Annotated in this window: 15 protein-coding genes; 2 read left to right on the forward strand and 13 right to left on the reverse strand. The window is 68.2% G+C overall.

Features of this window, described 5'->3' with window-relative positions; all coding sequences use genetic code 11:
- Nucleotides 1-14: 14 nt before the first annotated feature.
- Genes meaB through mutA form a run of 3 tightly spaced genes read right to left on the reverse strand, consistent with a single transcriptional unit; the run spans nucleotide 15 to nucleotide 5,123 of the window.
- A complete protein-coding gene (gene meaB / locus BVC93_RS28185; RefSeq protein ID WP_083740282.1) occupies nucleotides 15-1,001 on the reverse strand; it encodes a methylmalonyl Co-A mutase-associated GTPase MeaB in 987 nt (328 codons plus the stop codon).
- Nucleotides 1,002-3,254, reverse strand: a complete 2,253-nt coding sequence (gene scpA / locus BVC93_RS28190) for a methylmalonyl-CoA mutase (RefSeq protein ID WP_083740283.1) — start codon at nucleotides 3,252-3,254, stop codon at nucleotides 1,002-1,004. It abuts the gene before it with no gap.
- A 3-nt stretch (nucleotides 3,255-3,257) separates the two neighbouring features.
- On the reverse strand, nucleotides 3,258-5,123 hold the full coding sequence (mutA, locus tag BVC93_RS28195) for a methylmalonyl-CoA mutase small subunit (RefSeq protein ID WP_236950160.1): 1,866 nt from the start codon (nucleotides 5,121-5,123) through the stop codon (nucleotides 3,258-3,260).
- Between the two features lie 149 nt (nucleotides 5,124-5,272).
- On the opposite strand from mutA, the gene BVC93_RS28200 reads away from it, so the two are divergent.
- Nucleotides 5,273-6,049, forward strand: a complete 777-nt coding sequence (locus BVC93_RS28200) for a TVP38/TMEM64 family protein (protein WP_442928987.1) — start codon at nucleotides 5,273-5,275, stop codon at nucleotides 6,047-6,049.
- On the opposite strand, the gene BVC93_RS28205 is transcribed toward BVC93_RS28200, so the two are convergent.
- Nucleotides 6,007-7,230, reverse strand: a complete 1,224-nt coding sequence (locus BVC93_RS28205) for an SPFH domain-containing protein (RefSeq protein WP_083740286.1) — start codon at nucleotides 7,228-7,230, stop codon at nucleotides 6,007-6,009. The genes BVC93_RS28200 and BVC93_RS28205 overlap by 43 nt on opposite strands.
- Before the next feature lie 18 nt (nucleotides 7,231-7,248).
- On the reverse strand, nucleotides 7,249-7,683 hold the full coding sequence (locus BVC93_RS28210) for an NfeD family protein (RefSeq protein WP_083740287.1): 435 nt from the start codon (nucleotides 7,681-7,683) through the stop codon (nucleotides 7,249-7,251).
- A gap of 94 nt (nucleotides 7,684-7,777) precedes the next feature.
- Here BVC93_RS28210 and BVC93_RS28215 point away from each other — a divergent pair, with 94 nt between their 5' ends.
- Nucleotides 7,778-8,659, forward strand: a complete 882-nt coding sequence (locus tag BVC93_RS28215; protein WP_083741424.1) for a hypothetical protein — start codon at nucleotides 7,778-7,780, stop codon at nucleotides 8,657-8,659.
- Here the strand turns inward: BVC93_RS28215 and BVC93_RS28220 are convergent.
- From BVC93_RS28220 to ripA, 8 genes are all read right to left on the reverse strand, one after another.
- Nucleotides 8,625-9,659, reverse strand: coding sequence for a ferrochelatase (locus BVC93_RS28220; protein WP_083740288.1), 1,035 nt, complete (start codon nucleotides 9,657-9,659; stop codon nucleotides 8,625-8,627). The genes BVC93_RS28215 and BVC93_RS28220 overlap by 35 nt on opposite strands.
- A gap of 9 nt (nucleotides 9,660-9,668) precedes the next feature.
- Nucleotides 9,669-10,478 carry an NADH-dependent enoyl-ACP reductase InhA gene (inhA, locus tag BVC93_RS28225; protein ID WP_083740289.1) on the reverse strand — a complete coding sequence of 270 codons (810 nt, stop codon included), beginning with the start codon at nucleotides 10,476-10,478 and terminating at the stop codon, nucleotides 9,669-9,671.
- An 18-nt stretch (nucleotides 10,479-10,496) separates the two neighbouring features.
- Nucleotides 10,497-11,249, reverse strand: a complete 753-nt coding sequence (gene fabG1 / locus BVC93_RS28230) for a 3-oxoacyl-ACP reductase FabG1 (protein WP_083740290.1) — start codon at nucleotides 11,247-11,249, stop codon at nucleotides 10,497-10,499.
- Nucleotides 11,250-11,292: 43 nt separating this feature from the next.
- Nucleotides 11,293-12,300 (reverse strand): VWA domain-containing protein, encoded by a 1,008-nt coding sequence (locus tag BVC93_RS28235; RefSeq protein ID WP_083740291.1) that lies wholly within the window; start codon nucleotides 12,298-12,300, stop codon nucleotides 11,293-11,295.
- Nucleotides 12,301-12,325: 25 nt separating this feature from the next.
- Entirely contained in the window at nucleotides 12,326-13,267 is a 942-nt protein-coding gene (locus BVC93_RS28240; protein WP_083740292.1) for a DUF58 domain-containing protein, read from the reverse strand.
- Nucleotides 13,221-14,396, reverse strand: a complete 1,176-nt coding sequence (gene moxR1, locus BVC93_RS28245) for a chaperone MoxR1 (RefSeq protein WP_236950162.1) — start codon at nucleotides 14,394-14,396, stop codon at nucleotides 13,221-13,223. Before moxR1 ends, BVC93_RS28240 begins: the two co-directional genes overlap by 47 nt.
- Nucleotides 14,397-14,521: 125 nt before the next feature.
- A complete protein-coding gene (ripB, locus tag BVC93_RS28250) occupies nucleotides 14,522-15,253 on the reverse strand; it encodes an NlpC/P60 family peptidoglycan endopeptidase RipB (RefSeq protein ID WP_083740293.1) in 732 nt (243 codons plus the stop codon).
- Nucleotides 15,253-16,650, reverse strand: a complete 1,398-nt coding sequence (gene ripA / locus BVC93_RS28255) for an NlpC/P60 family peptidoglycan endopeptidase RipA (RefSeq protein WP_083740294.1) — start codon at nucleotides 16,648-16,650, stop codon at nucleotides 15,253-15,255. The genes ripB and ripA overlap by 1 nt, the downstream gene beginning before the upstream one ends.
- Nucleotides 16,651-16,819: the final 169 nt, after the last annotated feature.

Here is a 16,819-nt window from a genome sequence, read left to right on the forward strand (position 1 = left end):
ACGTTAGCGACTTGTTACACAGGCGGCGTCGCAGCGGCATCGAGAATCTGCTCGGCCGCCAGCGCCGGCGTCAGCTCGCCGTCACGGACCTGGCGCTCCACCTCACGCTTGATCTCACGCACTCCCGGATGCGACAGCACCCGGTCGAGCACCGTGTCGCGCACCATCGACCACGTCCATTCCACCTGCTGGGTGCGGCGGCGGGCCTCGAACTCCCCGGCGTCGGTGAGTACCTGCCGGTGCTTCTCAATGGTCTGCCACAGCTCCTGCAGGCCCGTGCCCTCGAGTGCGCTCATGGTCAGCACCGGTGGCAGCCACACCGCGTTCGGCGGATAGATCAGCCGGATCGCCCCGGACAGCTCACGCGCAGCCTTCTTGGCCTCGATGGCGTGATTGCCGTCCGCCTTGTTCACCACCACCACGTCGGCGAGTTCCAGCACGCCTTTCTTGATGCCCTGCAGCTGATCCCCGGTGCGCGCCAGCGTCAGGAACACGAAGGTGTCGACCATGTTGGCCACCGTCACCTCCGACTGCCCCACCCCCACCGTCTCGACCAGGATGACGTCAAAGCCCGCGGCCTCCAGCAGCACGATCGTCTCCCGGGTGGCCCTGGCCACCCCACCCAAGGTGCCCGACGTCGGGGAGGGCCGGATGTAGGCATCAGGTTGAGCCGCCAACCGCGACATCCGGGTCTTGTCGCCGAGGATCGATCCGCCCGTGCGGGTCGACGACGGGTCGACCGCCAGCACCGCGACACGGTGCCCCAGCTCGATGAGATGCATACCGAGGGCCTCGATAGAGGTGGACTTACCCACGCCGGGCACGCCGGTGATGCCGACGTGCACAGCGCGGCCCGCATCGGGCATCAGCTCGAGCAGCAGCTCCTGGGCCTTGGCCCGGTGATCACGCCGGGTGGACTCGACCAGCGTGATGGCACGCGCAAGCGCCGAGCGCTCCCCCCGCCGGATCGCCTCGGCCAGTTCACCAACAGTCGGGGCCATCTAGCTCAGGGTGTAGCCGAGACGCTCGGCCAGCTTGTGCAGCAGGCCGGTGGCGGCGTCGGCGATCACGGTGCCGGGCGGGAAGATCGCGGTGGCGCCCGCTTCGTAGAGCTCGTCGAAGTCACCCGGCGGGATCACCCCACCCACCACGATCATGATGTCCGGACGGCCGACCTCGGCCAACGCGTCGCGCAGCGCCGGCACCAGGGTCAGATGCCCGGCAGCCAGCGACGACACGCCGACAACGTGCACGTCGTTGTCGGCGGCCTGGCGGGCCACCTCGTCGGGGGTGGAGAACAGCGAGCCCACGTCCACATCGAAGCCGATGTCGGCGAACGCGGTGGCAATCACCTTCTGTCCGCGGTCATGGCCGTCCTGGCCCATCTTGGCGATCAGGATGCGGGGCCGGCGGCCGTCGGCCTCGGCGAACTTCTCCACGAGTTCTATTGCCGCGCCGATGTTCCCACCGCCTCCTGCCTCGTCCCGGTACACCCCGGAGATGGTACGGATCTCGGCGACATGGCGGCCGTAGACCTTCTCCAGCGCATCGGAGATCTCGCCGACGGTGGCGTGCGCACGGGCGGCGTTGATGGCCAACGCCATCAAGTTGTTGCCCAATCCGTCCTCGCCCGCGGCCTCGTTCTGCCCTGCGGCACGGGTCAATTCGGCCAGTGCGGCCTGAGTTGCCGCCTCGTCGCGCTCGGCCCGCAACCGGTCCAACTTGGCCAGCTGCTCGGACCGCACCCGGCTGTTCTCGACCTTGAGGACCTCGATCTCGGTGTCCTCGTCCACCCGGTACTTGTTGACGCCGATGACGGTCTGGGCGCCGGAATCGATGCGGGCCTGCGTGCGCGCGGCGGCCTCCTCGATGCGCAGCTTCGGAATGCCCTCACTGATGGCCTGGGCCATCCCGCCGTGAGCCGCCACCTCGCCGAGATGCACCCGCGCGGCGGTGGCGAGCTGGTGGGTCAGCCACTCCACGTAGTACGACCCGCCCCACGGGTCGATGGGCCTGGTGGTGCCGGACTCCTGCTGCAACAACAGCTGGGTGTTGCGTGCGATGCGGGCGGAGAAGTCGGTGGGCAGCGCCAGCGCCTCGTCGAGTGCGTTGGTGTGCAGCGACTGGGTGTGCCCCTGGGTGGCGGCCATGGCCTCCACGCAGGTACGGGCGACGTTGTTGAAGACGTCCTGAGCGGTCAGCGACCAGCCGGAGGTCTGCGAATGAGTGCGCAACGACAGCGATTTCGAGCTCGTGGGATTGAACTCGGCCACCAGCTCGCTCCACAGCAGCCGGCCGGCCCGCAGCTTGGCGACCTCCATGAAGAAGTTCATCCCGATACCCCAGAAGAAGGACAGCCGGGGCGCGAACTTGTCGATGTCCAGGCCGGCATCCAAGCCGGCCTTGAGGTACTCCACTCCGTCGGCCAGCGTGTAGGCCAGCTCCAGATCAGCCGTGGCCCCGGCCTCCTGGATGTGGTAGCCGGAGATCGAGATGCTGTTGAACTTCGGCATCTTGGCACTGGTGTAGCCGAAGATGTCGGAGATGATCCGCATCGACGGCTTCGGCGGATAGATGTAGGTGTTGCGGACCATGAACTCTTTGAGGATGTCGTTCTGGATGGTCCCGGCCAGCTTCTCCGGCGGCACGCCCTGCTCCTCGGCGGCCACCACGTACAGCGCCAGGATCGGCAGCACCGCACCGTTCATGGTCATCGACACCGACACCGAGCCCAGGTCGATCCCGTCGAAGAGTTGGCGCATGTCGAGGATGGAGTCGATGGCCACCCCGGCCATGCCGACATCACCCTGAACTCGCGGGTGGTCGGAGTCGTACCCGCGGTGGGTGGCCAGATCGAACGCGACCGACAGGCCCTTCTGCCCCGCCGCCAGATTGCGCCGGTAGAACGCATTGGACTCCGCGGCCGTCGAGAATCCCGCGTATTGGCGAATGGTCCACGGCTGGTTGACATACATCGTGGGGTACGGGCCGCGGACGAACGGCGGCTCGCCGGGGAAGCTGTCCAGCGGATAGCCGGCCGCCACGGCTTCGTCACGATCGGCGGCGATGAAGACCGGCTTGACGTCGATGCCCTCGGGTGTGCTCCAGGTCAGCTGCTCGGCGGTGTAGCCGTGGGCCGCGGCGGCCGTGGACACCAGCTGCGCCACGCCATCGGCGGTGGCCGGCGTCGACATGCCCTCACCGTGCAACGGGACGTCGGCAAAACTCTCAATGCTTGGCTTGGTGGCAGTCATGCTTCACGCTCCCAATCTGGTCAACAGCGCCGAAAGCGCGGCCACCGCATCGATTCTCGCCGTCAGGTACTCGTCGGGCCGGGGTGTCACGTCGCCGACGGCTTTCTCCGGGCCGGCCAGGCACACATGCTCGACCATCGCAGCACGCGCGGCCTGCACCACCGCCGAGACCTCCTGGGAGTAGCGCGCGTCGGTACCACAGATCACCGCCACCGTCGGCGAGCCGGCCTCGGTCACCGCCGCTGCGATCCCCGCGGCGTCCAGCGGCCCGGGGTTGACGGCCTCGATCCCACCGGAAGCCATCAGGTTGGCCGCAAACGTGGTGCGGATGTTGTGTTCGGCCAGCGGCCCCAGCGCAATGAGCAGTACCCGCGGCCGGGTCCCGAACTTGTCGAGGTAGGCATCCGAGCGGTTGCGCAAGACCTCGAACCCAGCGGCATAACGCGCCACATCCGGCAGGTCCCCGGTCTGCTCCAGCGGCGCCTCCCCCAGATTGGGAAACTCATTGACCCCGGTGACCGACGTCCGACGGTGGGCGATGTCGTCCTGGCGGGCCGCGGCCACCTCGGCGATGCCGGCCAGGATGTGCTCGCGGGCGGCGCGCAAACCGCCGCGCGCCTCGATGGACTGGAACAGCTCCCACGCACGCGCCGCCAACTCCGCGGTCAGGTCTTCGACGAACCAGGATCCCGCGGCCGGGTCCAGCACCCGGCCCAGATGCGACTCCTCCAGCAGCAGCAGCTGGGTGTTGCGGGCGATGCGACGGGCGAAAGCGGGCGACGCTGCGGGCGCACCCCCGGGAATCGCCACATCGAACGGGTGCACCAGCACCGTGTCCGCGCCACCCACCCCGGCACCGAACGCCGCCAGCGTGCAGCGCAGCATGTTCACCCAGGGATCGCGTTGCGCCATCATCGCCAGTGAGGTCTCCGCATGCACCGTGGCCGCACCGGCCTCCGGTGCACCGGCCACTTCGGCCACCCGCGCCCACAACTGCCGCGCCGCCCGGAACTTCGCGATCGTCATGAACTGGTCGTCATCGGCAGCGAATCGAAAGCTGATCTGCTTCAACGCCTCTGCCATCGGCAACCCGGCGCCGGTCAGCGCACGCGCGTACTCCACCCCTGCGGCGATCGCTGCGGCCAACTCCCAACCGGCGCTGGCCCCCAACCCGTGGGTGGTCGGGCCGTCGACGGTGATCGCCCGCACCGAGCCGTGGAAGCCGGTCACCTGGCCCGCCACCGCCAACACCTCGTCCAGCGTGGGAGCCGCCCGCCCGGTCAGCTCCGCCGACAGCGGATCAGCACCCAGGTCGATCGACAGCGATCCGCGCTTCTCCTCCGGCAGGGCCGCCACCAACGAGGTGACCGCCGACGCGGCGGCCGAGAAGTCCGCACCGGCATCGACGAGCACCGGCGCCAACTCCAGATACACACCTTCGAGCAGGCGGTCCACCTCGGCAACCGGCACCCCCGCGGCGCCCACCTTCAGAACCAGGCCGGAGACTCCGTCACCCAACGCGGCCAGCACCGCGGCGTTGCCCTCCGAGACGCCCTGCCCAGGCTGCCCGAACGCCTCGAGCACTTTCCACCCCGACAACACATCCCGGGTGGCATCTGCGCCCCTGGTGTACGGCCACTGGCCCGGCAGCGCAGGCTCGGGATTCACATCCAGTGCGGTGTAGAGAGGCCGCACCGCGAAACCCTCATAGGTCTCGGTGTCCAACAACCGTTCCGGCTCGGCCGGCAGATCGGCCGGATCCCTGCGCAAACTCTTGGCCAGCACCCCCGCCACCCCGGTACGCCACCGATCCCGGCCCTGCGCCAGCGCGGCGCGGTCTGCGGATACAACTGAGGTCTCTGAGGACACCGGCAACTCCTGAGGTTCACGGCAGACTGACCATGTATGTGGCCAGCCACTCGAACCCTCAGGCTAAATGATGCCCGTCACGTACCAAGAGCCGCCCGTACGTGACGAGCCCGACAGATTCGCCGCCTAACACGACAGAGTGCGTAACCTTGTTTGCCGTGGCCAAGCCCAGTCTCCGCACGTTGCGCAGTGTGCGCGCAGCGGTTGTCGCGACGGCCCGGCAGATCCCCCGGCGACGTCTGATGGCCACGGCGCTCGTCGGTGTGATTCTTGTCGCAATTGTGCTGCTGGTGCCGTTCCCCACGGCGGTGCAACTGCGCGATTGGGCGACGTCGCTGGGCTCGTGGTTCCCGCTGGCCTTCTTCGGCGCCCACGTGGTGCTGACGGTGTTTCCGTTTCCCCGCACAGCGTTCACGCTGGCAGCGGGCCTGCTGTTCGGACCGCTGCTGGGGGTCGGGCTGGCGGTGGTCGCCAGTACCATCAGCGCGCTGTTGGCCGTGGTGCTGGTGCGGGCGGTGGGCTGGCAACTCAGCCGGTTGGTGCGCAATCCCTCGATCGACGTGCTCGACGCCCGGCTGCGTCGACGCGGCTGGCCGGCCATCTTGTCGTTGCGGATGATCCCGGCGGTCCCGTTCTCGGTGCTCAACTACGCCGCGGGGGCGTCGGCCGTGCGACTGGTGCCCTACACGCTGGCCACGGTGGTGGGATTGCTTCCCGGCACGGTCGCGGTGGTGGTTCTCGGTGACGCGTTGACCGGCAGCGTCAATCCGCTGCTGGTGGTGGTGTCGCTGCTGACCGCGAGCCTGGGGGTGGCCGGGCTGTACTACGAAACCCGCCACCACCGTCGCAGACGGGCGCAGCCGGCCGTGGACACCGACGGAGATCAGGGCGCCCGGTGCGCTCCACTGGGTGGCGGCGGCGCCTGACGGTCCACCGGAGCTGTGGTGTCGACCGGATACTGCGCCTGCACCGGAGGCAGCTTCGGCGCCGCGATCTCGGGTGTGGTGGTGCTGCGGGCGTCGGCCTCGGCTTTGGCCACCGCGCGGGCGATTTCCGGGTCGGTCTGGGTGGTGAACCAGTCCTTGACCTCTTCGGAGTCGTCCTCCGGCTGGGACAGCTGGTCCTCCACTGGCGACGGTGTGTAGCGGAACACACCGTCTTCTCCCGGTGCCCCGAGGAGCTTGGTGAACCCCTGCAGCGCGGAGCCGAAGTCGCTGGGCACAACCCAGACCTTGTTGGCCTCGCCCTTGGCCATCAGCGGCAGCGTCTGTAGGTACTGGTAGGCCAACAGTTCGGGAGTGGGCCTACCGGCCTTGATGGCGGCGAAGGTCTTCTCGATGGCTTTGGCCTGGCCCTGGGCTTGCAGATACTGAGCTGCCCGCTCGCCCTGCGCACGCAGCATCCGGGATTGCCGATCGGCCTCGGCGGCCAGGATGGCTGCCTGTTTGGCGCCCTCGGCGGACAGGATCTGTGACTGCTTCTGTCCTTCGGCCTGTTTGATGGAGGATTCCCGGATGCCTTCGGCGGTGAGGATCATCGCGCGCTTCTCGCGATCGGCCTTCATCTGCTTTTCCATGGACTCCTGCACCGACGGCGGCGGGTCGATGGAGCGCAGTTCCACGCGGGCGACGCGCAGCCCCCACTTGCCGGTGGCCTCGTCGAGCACCCCACGAAGCTGTCCGTTGATGGAGTCGCGCGAGGTCAGTGTCTGTTCCAGAGTCATACCGCCGACCACGTTGCGCAGCGTGGTGGTGGTGAGCTGCTCGACGCCGACGATGTAGTTGCTGATGGCGTACACCGCCGCCTGCGGGTTGGTGACCTGGAAGTACACCACCGTGTCGATGTTCAGCGTGAGGTTGTCCTCGGTGATCACCGGCTGCGGCGGGAACGACACCACCCGCTCGCGCAGGTCGACCTTGGCCCGCACCCGGTCGATGAACGGCACCAGCAGGGTCAGCTGACCGCTGACCGTGCGGCTGTAACGGCCCAGCCGTTCGATCACCGCGGCCTCGGCCTGGGGCACCAGGGCCACCGACTTGGCCACGATGATCACGGCGAGGATGACAAGAACTGCCAGCAGAACCAGCCCGGCGATCGCACCGTCCATACGGAATCTCCTTTGAGGTCAGGCGTTCTTCCAGACGACGGCGGTGGCGCCGTCGATGTGCATCACGGTCACCTGGGCGCCCGGCTCGTAGACGTCGTGGTCGTTCAGCGGCCGAGCCGTCCAGATCTCGCCGTCGAGTTTGACCTGTCCCTCGTGCTGACTCACCCGGTTGAGCACCAGCGCGGGTTTTCCCTCGAGAGCTTCGGTGCCCGTCTCGATGGCGGGCCTGGACGTGAAACGTCGGCGCAGCGCGGGTCGCACCAGGAGCAGCAACACGATGGAGACAACGAGGAACACCACGCCGTCGGCCCAGATCGGCCAGTCGAACACCGCGGCCGAGCCCGCCGCGGCCAGTGCGCCCCCGCCGAGCATCAGCAGGAACAGATCGCCGGTCAATGCTTCGGCACCGGCGAGCCCCAAAGCGACGATGAGCCAAATCAGGGCCGCGGGCATGACGCAAGGATAGCCCGTGGCCCCGACGGATCAGGGGTGCGTCGGGGCGTCGCGGCGGGTGCGTTCCCCGGGGAACAACTACACTGCTGCCATCATGTGGTGCCCGAGTGTTTCCCTCGCCGTGTGGGCCAACGCCTGGATTGCAGGCAAGGCTGCGCCCGACGACGTCCTCGACGCGTTATCCCTATGGGCGCCAACGCATTCGGTGACCGCGTATGACGCTGTGGCAGCGTCGGCCACCGGCCTGCCGTGGCCGGATGTCAACGACGCGGGGGCGGTCTCCATGCTGCAGACGCTGCGGACCGCAGCGGGCGTGCGGTCGATTCCGCAGCCGTCGTTGAGCATCGTCCTGCCGGTCCCGGGCGACGTACGGGGACTGCCCGCGGGCACGACGTTCGCCCGTGATGCCCTCGACGCGGGCGAAGCCGTGATCGTGACGTCCGAGCGCGGCACCCCGGTGGGGCTGGTCCCCGATTTCGAGTACGAGGCCTCCGACGACGCCTTCGACTTCGGCTCCGAGGACGACGACTACGACGATTCCCCCGAGCTGCGTCGGTTGGCCTGGACGGTGTACTCGCTGCCCACCGTGCCCGTCGCTCAGTACTTCGACCTGGGCGAGGCGGAGTTCGAGCTGCGCTCGGCGGTGCGCTCGGCCGCCGAAGCCCTCTCGGCATTGCGTGCAGGCGGCGCTGGTGTCGAGGTCGAGGACCCGCGCGGCATGGTCGAGCAGGTCCTGGAATCGGGCCGCCACCACATCGCCCCCGAGCACGCCCCCACCCGGGCACTGCGGGTGCTGGACAACGCCGCGCACGTCGACGCCATCATCACCGTGAGCGCCGGGCTGATGCCCATCTCCACACAGTCCTCGTCAGAGGTACAGATCGCCAGCGACGCGCTGCGGCCGCTGGGTCAGGTGGTGCGCTCGGCTCGGCTGGCCGCGGTCACCGCGATCCTGCACTCGGCCTGGGAGAGCTGACCGGTTCACACGCCGGCGTGCAGAACGCGCCGTCGACACTGCTGCCGTGGCCCGGCACCGGATCGGGTCCGGCGACGCGGACCGGATCTCGCCCCAGGCGCCGTTCGTCCACCAGATCCACGATGAGCTCGGCGAACCGCTTCTGCGCGTTGGGGGTGCTGGCGCGGGCCAGAGCCACCCCTGCCGCGTCGGCCTGCTCGCGCAGTTCGTTGTCCAGGTCCCACACCACCTCGATGTGGTCGGCCACAAAACCGATGGGGCACACCAGGACTGCGTTGACACCCCGGGCCACCAGGTTGTCGAGGTGATCACCGACGTCCGGTTCCAGCCAGGGCACCTGCGGCGGCCCCGACCGCGACTGCCACACCAGGTCGAAATCGTGGTAACCCGCCGCGGCCGCCACCAGCCGGGAGGCGTAACCGACCTGACGCTCATAGAGGTCCTGCCCACAGCGCGAGGCCGCGCGCAGCGGGATGGAGTGGGCGGTGAACACCAGCCGCGGCGCCGCATCCGGGGGCAGGGTGGCGGCGGCCTCGGCGATCGCGTCGGCGAACATCGCCACGAACAGCGGGTGGTCGAAATACTGTCGCAGCTTCACCAGTTCGGGGGCCCCGGGCCCGGCTGCGGCGCGGCCTCGGGTGATGTCCTCCTGGTATTGCGCGCAGCCGCTGTAGCCGCCCCACGCCGAGGTGGCGAACACGGCGGCGCGGCGGATCCCGTCGTCACGCATGGCGGCGACGGTGTCCTCGACGAACGGATCCCAGTTGCGGTTGCCGAAGTACACCGGCAGATCCGTGACAGTGCGCAGTTGGTCGATCAGTGCGCGGTTGATGCCGTTGATCGGTGAGACACCGCCGAAGTGGTAGTAGTGCTCGGCGACGGCCTCGAGTCGCTCCCGCGGGATGCCACGGCCCCGGGTGACGTTCTCCAGAAACGGCATGACCTGCTCAGGTCCTTCGGGGCCGCCGAAGGACAGGAGCAGTATCGCGTCGAAATCCACAGCAGTCCGTCAGAGCAGCTGGGTGTGTGCGCCGCCGTCTGCGTAGACGATGGAGCCGGTGGTGGCGGGCAGCCAGTCCGACATCAGGGCGCACACCGTCTTGGCCACCGGGGTCGGGTCCTTCATGTTCCAGCCGATCGGGGCGCGCTGGTCCCAGCCCTCTTCCAGCAGCTTCATCTGGTCGCCGGCCTCGGCACCCAGGGCACCGCCCACGATGGCACTCATGGCCAGCGTCCGGATGGGACCTGCGGCAACAAGATTGGACCGCACGCCCACCTTGCCGGCCTCACGGGCGACAAAGCGGTTGACCGACTCCAGCGCGCTCTTGGCCACCGTCATCCAGTTGTAGGCGGGCATCGCCCGGGTGGGATCGAAGTCCATGCCGACGATGCCGCCGCCCGGGTTCATGATCGGCAGCACGGCCTTGGCCAGCGATGCGTAGGAGTATGCGGAGATGTGGATGCCCTTGGCCACATCCTCGTAGGGCGCGTCGAAGAACGGGTTGATGCCCATCCCGGTCTGCGGCATGAAGCCGATGGAGTGCACCACTCCGTCGAGCTTGTTGCCCTCACCGATCTCGGCGCTCACCCGGTCGGCCAGCGTCGACAGGTGCTCGGAGTTCTGCACGTCGAGCTCGATCAGCGGAGCCGGGTTGGGCAGGCGGTCGGCGATACGGCGGATCAGCTTCATCCGGTCGAACCCGGTGAGCACCAGCTCGGCGCCCGCTTCCTGGGCCACCTTGGCGATATAGAACGCGATGGAGCTGTCGGTGATGATCCCGGTGACGAGGATCCGCTTGCCTTCGAGAAAACCAGTCATGTCTGTTTGTTGCCCTTTCTAGTGGCCCATGCCCATACCGCCGTCGACGGGGATGACCGCGCCGGCGATGTAGCTTGCGTCTTCTGACGCCAGGAAGCTGACGGCCCCGGCCACCTCGTCGGCGGTGCCGACGCGCTTGGCGGGGATGAACTCCAGCGCACCCGCCTGGATCCGTTCGTCCAGGGCACGGGTCATCTCGGTGTCGATGTAGCCGGGGGCGACGACGTTGGCGGTGACGCCGGCTTTGGAGAGTTCGCGGGAGATGGAGCGGGCCATACCGATCAGACCGGCCTTGGCCGCGGCGTAGTTGGCCTGGTTGCCGATGCCCCACATGCCCGACACCGAGCCGATGAAGATGATGCGGCCGAAGCGCTTGCGCTGCATGCTGCGGCAGGCGCGCTGCGCCACCCGGAACGCGCCGGTGAGGTTGGCGTTGATGACGTTCTCGAAACGCTCCTCGGTCATCCGCATCAGGAACGCGTCCTGCGAGATGCCTGCGTTCGACACCAGCACCTCGACCGGTCCCTGGTGCTCCTCGACCTCGGTGAAGGCGCGGTCGACGGCCGCATTGTCGGTGACGTCACACTCGACGCCGAACAGGCCCTCGGGGGCGCCGGAGCCCCGGTGGGTGACGGCCACCTTGTGCCCATCGGCGGCCAGCCGTTGCGCAATCGCCAGACCGATGCCCCGGTTTCCGCCTGTGACCAGGACGGAGCGGGCGATGAACGGGGGTCGTCCCACGGGGACCTCGGTAGCGGCGGTGTCGGTCATGGTCGTCAACTTATCGCCTGCCCCGCGCTCGGTTGAAATCGCATCACCCGGGTAGGCGGCGGTTGATCACCAGGGCGGCCAGCGCGGCCAGGGCCAGCGCGAGGGCACCCAGGCGCAGCCAACCCACGCTGGCGTCGCCCTTGATGGTCTCGTAGCCGATCTGCTCCTGCAGGGAGGTGAACACTTCCTTGAGCTGTTCCAGGCTGGAGGCGGTGTAGGCGCTTCCGCCGGACAGGTCGGCAATTTTGGCCAGCATCTCGTCGTCGACGGGCACCGGCTGGCGCTGATCGTTGATCTCGACGTAGCCGTAGGGGGTACCGAACGACACCGTCGAGATCGGCACGCCCTGGTCCTTGGCCGTGCGTGCAGCGGTGTAGGCGCCCTTGGGATTGTCCGGGTTGGACGGCACCGTCTCCTTGCCGTCGGACATCAGCACGATGCGCGCGGGTGGCGGTTCGTCACCACCGCCGATGACGGCGCCGACGGTGGCGATGGACTGCAGCGCGGTGAAGATGCCCTCGCCGGTGGCGGTGCGGTCGGCCAGCTGCAACTTGTCGATGGCGTTCTTGGTGGCCTCGCGGTTGGTGGTGGGCGAGGTGAGCACGGTGGCGGTGCCGGCGTAGGCGATCAGACCCAGGTTGATGCCGGGGGTCAGCTGGTCGGCGAACTGTTTGGCGGCTTCCTGCGCGGCCGACAGCCGGCTGGGCGCCACGTCGGTGGCCCGCATGGACTGCGAGACGTCGATCACCAGCATGACCACGGCCCGGTTACGCGGAATCCGCACGTCATGGGTGGGCCCGGCCATTGCGATGGTCAACAGCGACATCGACGTGATGAGCGCGATCGCGGGCAGGTGCCGCCACCGGGTGGGCCGCTTGGGCGCCACCGTCTCCAGCAGCTCCATGTTGGCGAACCGCAGGACGCGGGTCTCCCTGGCCCGCTGCACCATGACGTATAGCACGACCAGGGCCGCGATCACGATGAAGAACAGGAAGAACCACGGGTGTTCGAAGCCCGACAACGACATCGGCCCGAGCAGTGGCAACGTCATATCCGGTCAGTCACTTCTTTCTGGTCTAGATGCCTGCGAGCGCGCCGCGGCGACGGGACGCCACGAATCGCACGATGTCGGCGATCCAGTCCCGGTCGGTACGCAGGGTCATCAGCGGGGCGCCGCAGCGCCGCATGGTGCGAGCCACCTCCGCGCGATGGGCGGCGGCGGCCTTGGCGAAGTCGTCGCGCAGCTGGGCGTCGATCCGGAATTCCTTGGTGATGCCGGATTCGGTGTCCTGCAGGATCACGTCGCCGACATCGGGCAGTTCCACGTCGCGTGGGTCGAGCACCTCGACACCCAGCACCTCGTGCCGGGCGGCGATGGCCCGCAGTTGGCGCATCCAGTTGATCGGGCCCAGGAAGTCACTGATCACCACCGCCATGCCGCGGCGGCGCTCCGGCCGGCGCAGCGCGTCGATGGCGGCGGACAGGTCTCCTCGCACCCCCTGCGGGGCTCGCGGGGCGGTGGCGATGGCCCGCAGCAGGCTCTGCTCGTGCTGGCGACCCGACAACGCAGGCACCCGGACGATGCTGTCACCGTTGGCGATGATGGCGCCCAAGCGGTTGCCGCCGCCACTGTTGAGGTAGGTGATGGCGGCCGCCGCGGCAACCACCAGATCACGCTTCTCACAACCGGTGGTGCCGAAGTCCAGGCTGGCCGACATGTCGATCACCAACCAGGTCTCCAACTCGCGGTCGGCGATCATCTGCCGGACGTGGGGCACCAGGGTGCGGGCGGTCACCGACCAGTCCATCCGGCGCACGTCGTCGCCGGGCTGGTACATCCGCGAGTCACCCGGTTCGGAACCGGGACCGGGGATGAGCCCGAGGTGGTCACCGTGCAGCACCCCGTCGAGCTTGCGGCGCACCGTCAGCTCCAGGGTGCGCAGCGCCGCCGCGAGTTTCGGGTCTCCGATCTCACCGCGCTGGAACGACGGCGGATGGATGCTCTGCGGTCCGGTCACCGACCGTTAGCCGCCACCTGCCCCTGGGGGCGTTGGGAATACCCGACGGCACCGAATGCCCTTGCTGCGGAACGGCATTCACCTGCGGGAGGGCAACGGTCTGCAGAATCCGGTTGATCACCGTCTCGGCGGACACCTCGTCGGCCAGCGCGTCGTAGGTGAGCACCAGGCGGTGGCGCAGCACGTCCGGGATCACCTCGATGACGTCCTGCGGGATCACGTAGTCGCGGCCGCGGACCAGCGCCAGCGCGCGGGCCGCGGCGATGATGCCCAGGGACGCACGCGGCGAGGCACCGAACGAGATCCAGTTCTTCACATCGCCCAGACCGAACTGCTCCGGGTGGCGGGTGGCGGTGATGACGCGCACCACGTAGTCCACCAGCGCGTGGTGGACGAAGTTGTTGGCGGCCAGGTCCTGCAGGCGCAGCAGGTCACCGGGGTTGAGAATGCCCTTGGGGGTGGGCGGCGTGATGCCCATCCGGTAGATGATCTCGCGTTCTTCCTCCGGCGACGGGTAGTCGACGTTGATCTTGAACAGGAAGCGGTCGCGCTGCGCCTCGGGCAGCGGGTACACGCCCTCGTTCTCGATCGGGTTCTGCGTGGCCATCACCAGGAACGGCTTGGGCAACGGGTAGGTCTTGCCGCCGATGGAGATCTTGCGCTCGGCCATGACCTCCAGCAGCGCCGACTGCACCTTGGCGGGGGCCCGGTTGATCTCGTCGGCCAGCAGGAAGTTGCAGACCACGGGGCCGAGTTCGATGTCGAACTCTTCTTTGCCCTGACGGTAGATGCGGGTACCGATGATGTCGGTGGGCACCAGGTCCGGGGTGAACTGGATACGGGCGAAGGTGCCGCCCACCACCTTGGCGAAGGTCTCGACGGCCAGCGTCTTGGCCACCCCGGGTACACCTTCGAGCAGCACGTGCCCCTTGGCCAGCAGGCCGATCAGGATGCGTTCGACCAGTTGGTCCTGGCCGACGATGATCCGTTTGACCTCGAAGATGGCGCGTTCCAGCGTGTGCACCTCGGCGGCCAGGTTGCTCTGGGTCGGCGCCGGAGCGGCCGGGGCGGCGTGAGCGCCTGGCGCACCTCCCGGCGTGTAGTTGGGCGACCCACCTGGTGACGTCATCGACAATCCTCCACAGCTGAACGTGATCTCTTCTGCGGCAGCCCACGACGTCGGGCAACCGCGCTCGACTCAACTATTCCAGGCACTTCGGAATACGTCGACGTGCCCACCTACCGGGCGCGCCCTCAGGACTCGATGATGCGCGCCAGGTAGGGCTGCAATCCCGCGGTCCGCAGCGGGCTCACCTTGACCTGACCTGCACTGCCGGAAGACTCCAGCATCTGGCCGTTACCCAGGAAGATCGCCACGTGCTGGCTGCCGCCGGGACCCCAGAACAACAGGTCTCCACGCTTGGCCTGGGACTGGGGCACCTTGCGCCCGGTGTTGTACTGATCACCGGAGTACTTGGGGATCAGAACGCCGACACCTGCGAACGCGAACTGGGTGAAACCGGAGCAGTCGTAGCCGACGGTGTTGGCTCCGGAGTCCACGCCGGTGCTGGGTCCGGTCGGTTTGCCGCCACCCCAGGAGTACGGCGTGCCGATCTGACTGGCGCCGCGGCGGATGACGTATTCGATGGCCTGTGGGCCGCGCACCCGTCCCGGTGCCACTCCCGCGGCGGCGTCACTGGGCGCCAGTCCGAGCTTCTGCAGGAAGCTGCGGCCGAGGTTCATGGTGGCCTCGGTGGCCTGCGCGGTGACCGCCAGCGAGGCGTTGGCAATGGCCAGCGGGTCGCCCGGCGCTCCTGCGCTGATCAGCTTGGGCAGCGTCGGATCCCACTGTCCCGGATCCGGTTCGGCCGACGCGGGTGCGGCGGCGCCGATGGCCAACAGGACCGCCACCAGCACCGCCAGGGCGGGGCGGGTGAGGCGAAAGAGCTTGTGGCGCAGGTGTTGCGGAGACAAATGACGACCCATCAGTATTCGATGTAGCGCACGACGTTCGGCGTCATGCCACTGGTACGCACCGGCGAGACCTTGACCACGGAACCGGTGTACGGAGCTTCGAGCATCTGGCCGTTGCCGAGGTAGAGCGCAACGTGCTGACTGCCGCCCGGGCCGTAGAAGATGACGTCCCCTCGGCGCATTTGCGACGACGGGAGCTGGCGGCCCATGTTGTACTGCGAACCGGAGTAGTGCGGGAGCTTGATACCCACCCCGGCGAAGGCGTGCAGGATCAGCCCGGAGCAGTCGAAGCCGACAGTGCCTGCGCCGGAATCGATTCCGCGACTGGCTCCGGCGGCGTTGCCACCACCCCACGAGTACGGGACACCCAGCTGCCTCATTGCGCGCTGGATGACGTACTCGGAGGCCTGGCGTCCGTAGACACGCGGGATGGCGCCGTTGGTGATGCCGGTGTCGGCGGGCTTGAGGATGCCCAGCTTCTCCAGGAAGCTGCGGCCCATGTCCGCGGTGAGCTGCGCCGAGGTGGAGCTGATCTTGAGGATCTCGTTGATGATCGCGATGGGATCGCCGGAGACGAAGGCGCTGGGCACCATCGGCAAGGTGGTGTCCCACTGGCTGACGTCGCCGAACGGCGCGGCGGCGGGTGCGTGATCCCAGTCCCCCGCAACAGGTCCCGCGGGCCCCGCGGGCACCGTGGCGGCCTGGGTGCGGACCACCGCCGCTGCACCGCCGGGCGCTGCCGCGGCGCGGGCTTTGGCCAGTTCCGCCTGGGCGGCGTCGCGCTTGGCGCCGAGCTGGGTGATCTGCGCCTGCTGGTCGGCGAAACGCTGCTGCGCGGCCGACAACGCGGCCACGGCGTTGTCCTGGCTGGCCTGCGCCGCACCGGCGGCCTGGTCGGCCTTGAGCTTGGCGGCACGGGCCAGCGATTCCTGGTTCAGCTGCTCGGTGCGGGCCTGTTGCAGGTCCGCCATCACCTTCTGCGAGCTGAGCGCCAGGGTGTGTTCGGTGGCCGCGTTGGCGATGATCTCGCCCGGGTCGGTCGCGGTCAGATACGACACCGACGGGCCGTTGATGTAGGAGGCGACGGCGAAGTCGTCGAACTTGCTCTGCGCGGCGGCGATGGCCGCGTCGGCGTCACGGACGCCTTGGCGACTCAGATCGAGCTCGCGCTGCGCGGCGGCGACGTCGTCGCGCGCCGTCTGCACGTCGAGGATCGCCTTGTTGACGCCTTCCTGCTCGGTTTGCACGGCTGCACCCAGGTCCGAGAGTTGTTGGTTGGCTTCGGCGACGTCGGCGATCAGGGCGGCCAGGCTGGTGGGTGCGGGTGCTGGTTCTGCGTGCGCGAGGGCCGGACTGCTGAACAGCAGCGCCAGCGTCAGCAACGGAGATGCGCCGTGGACGGGTCTCATACGACTCATGTCTCCTCATGGCTCGACGCGACCGGATCACCCGTCACTCGGGTATGTCCAGTCACTGGAGGCACAACAACAACAATGGTTACGCCCAGAACCGTACGTCACAATTGTCCCTGAAGAAACTTTCGTTACAAATTACAGGAATGTAATTAGCGCGCCGTTA

The sequence above is a fragment of the Mycobacterium sp. MS1601 genome, assembly GCF_001984215.1.
Classification (GTDB): Bacteria; Actinomycetota; Actinomycetes; order Mycobacteriales; family Mycobacteriaceae; genus Mycobacterium.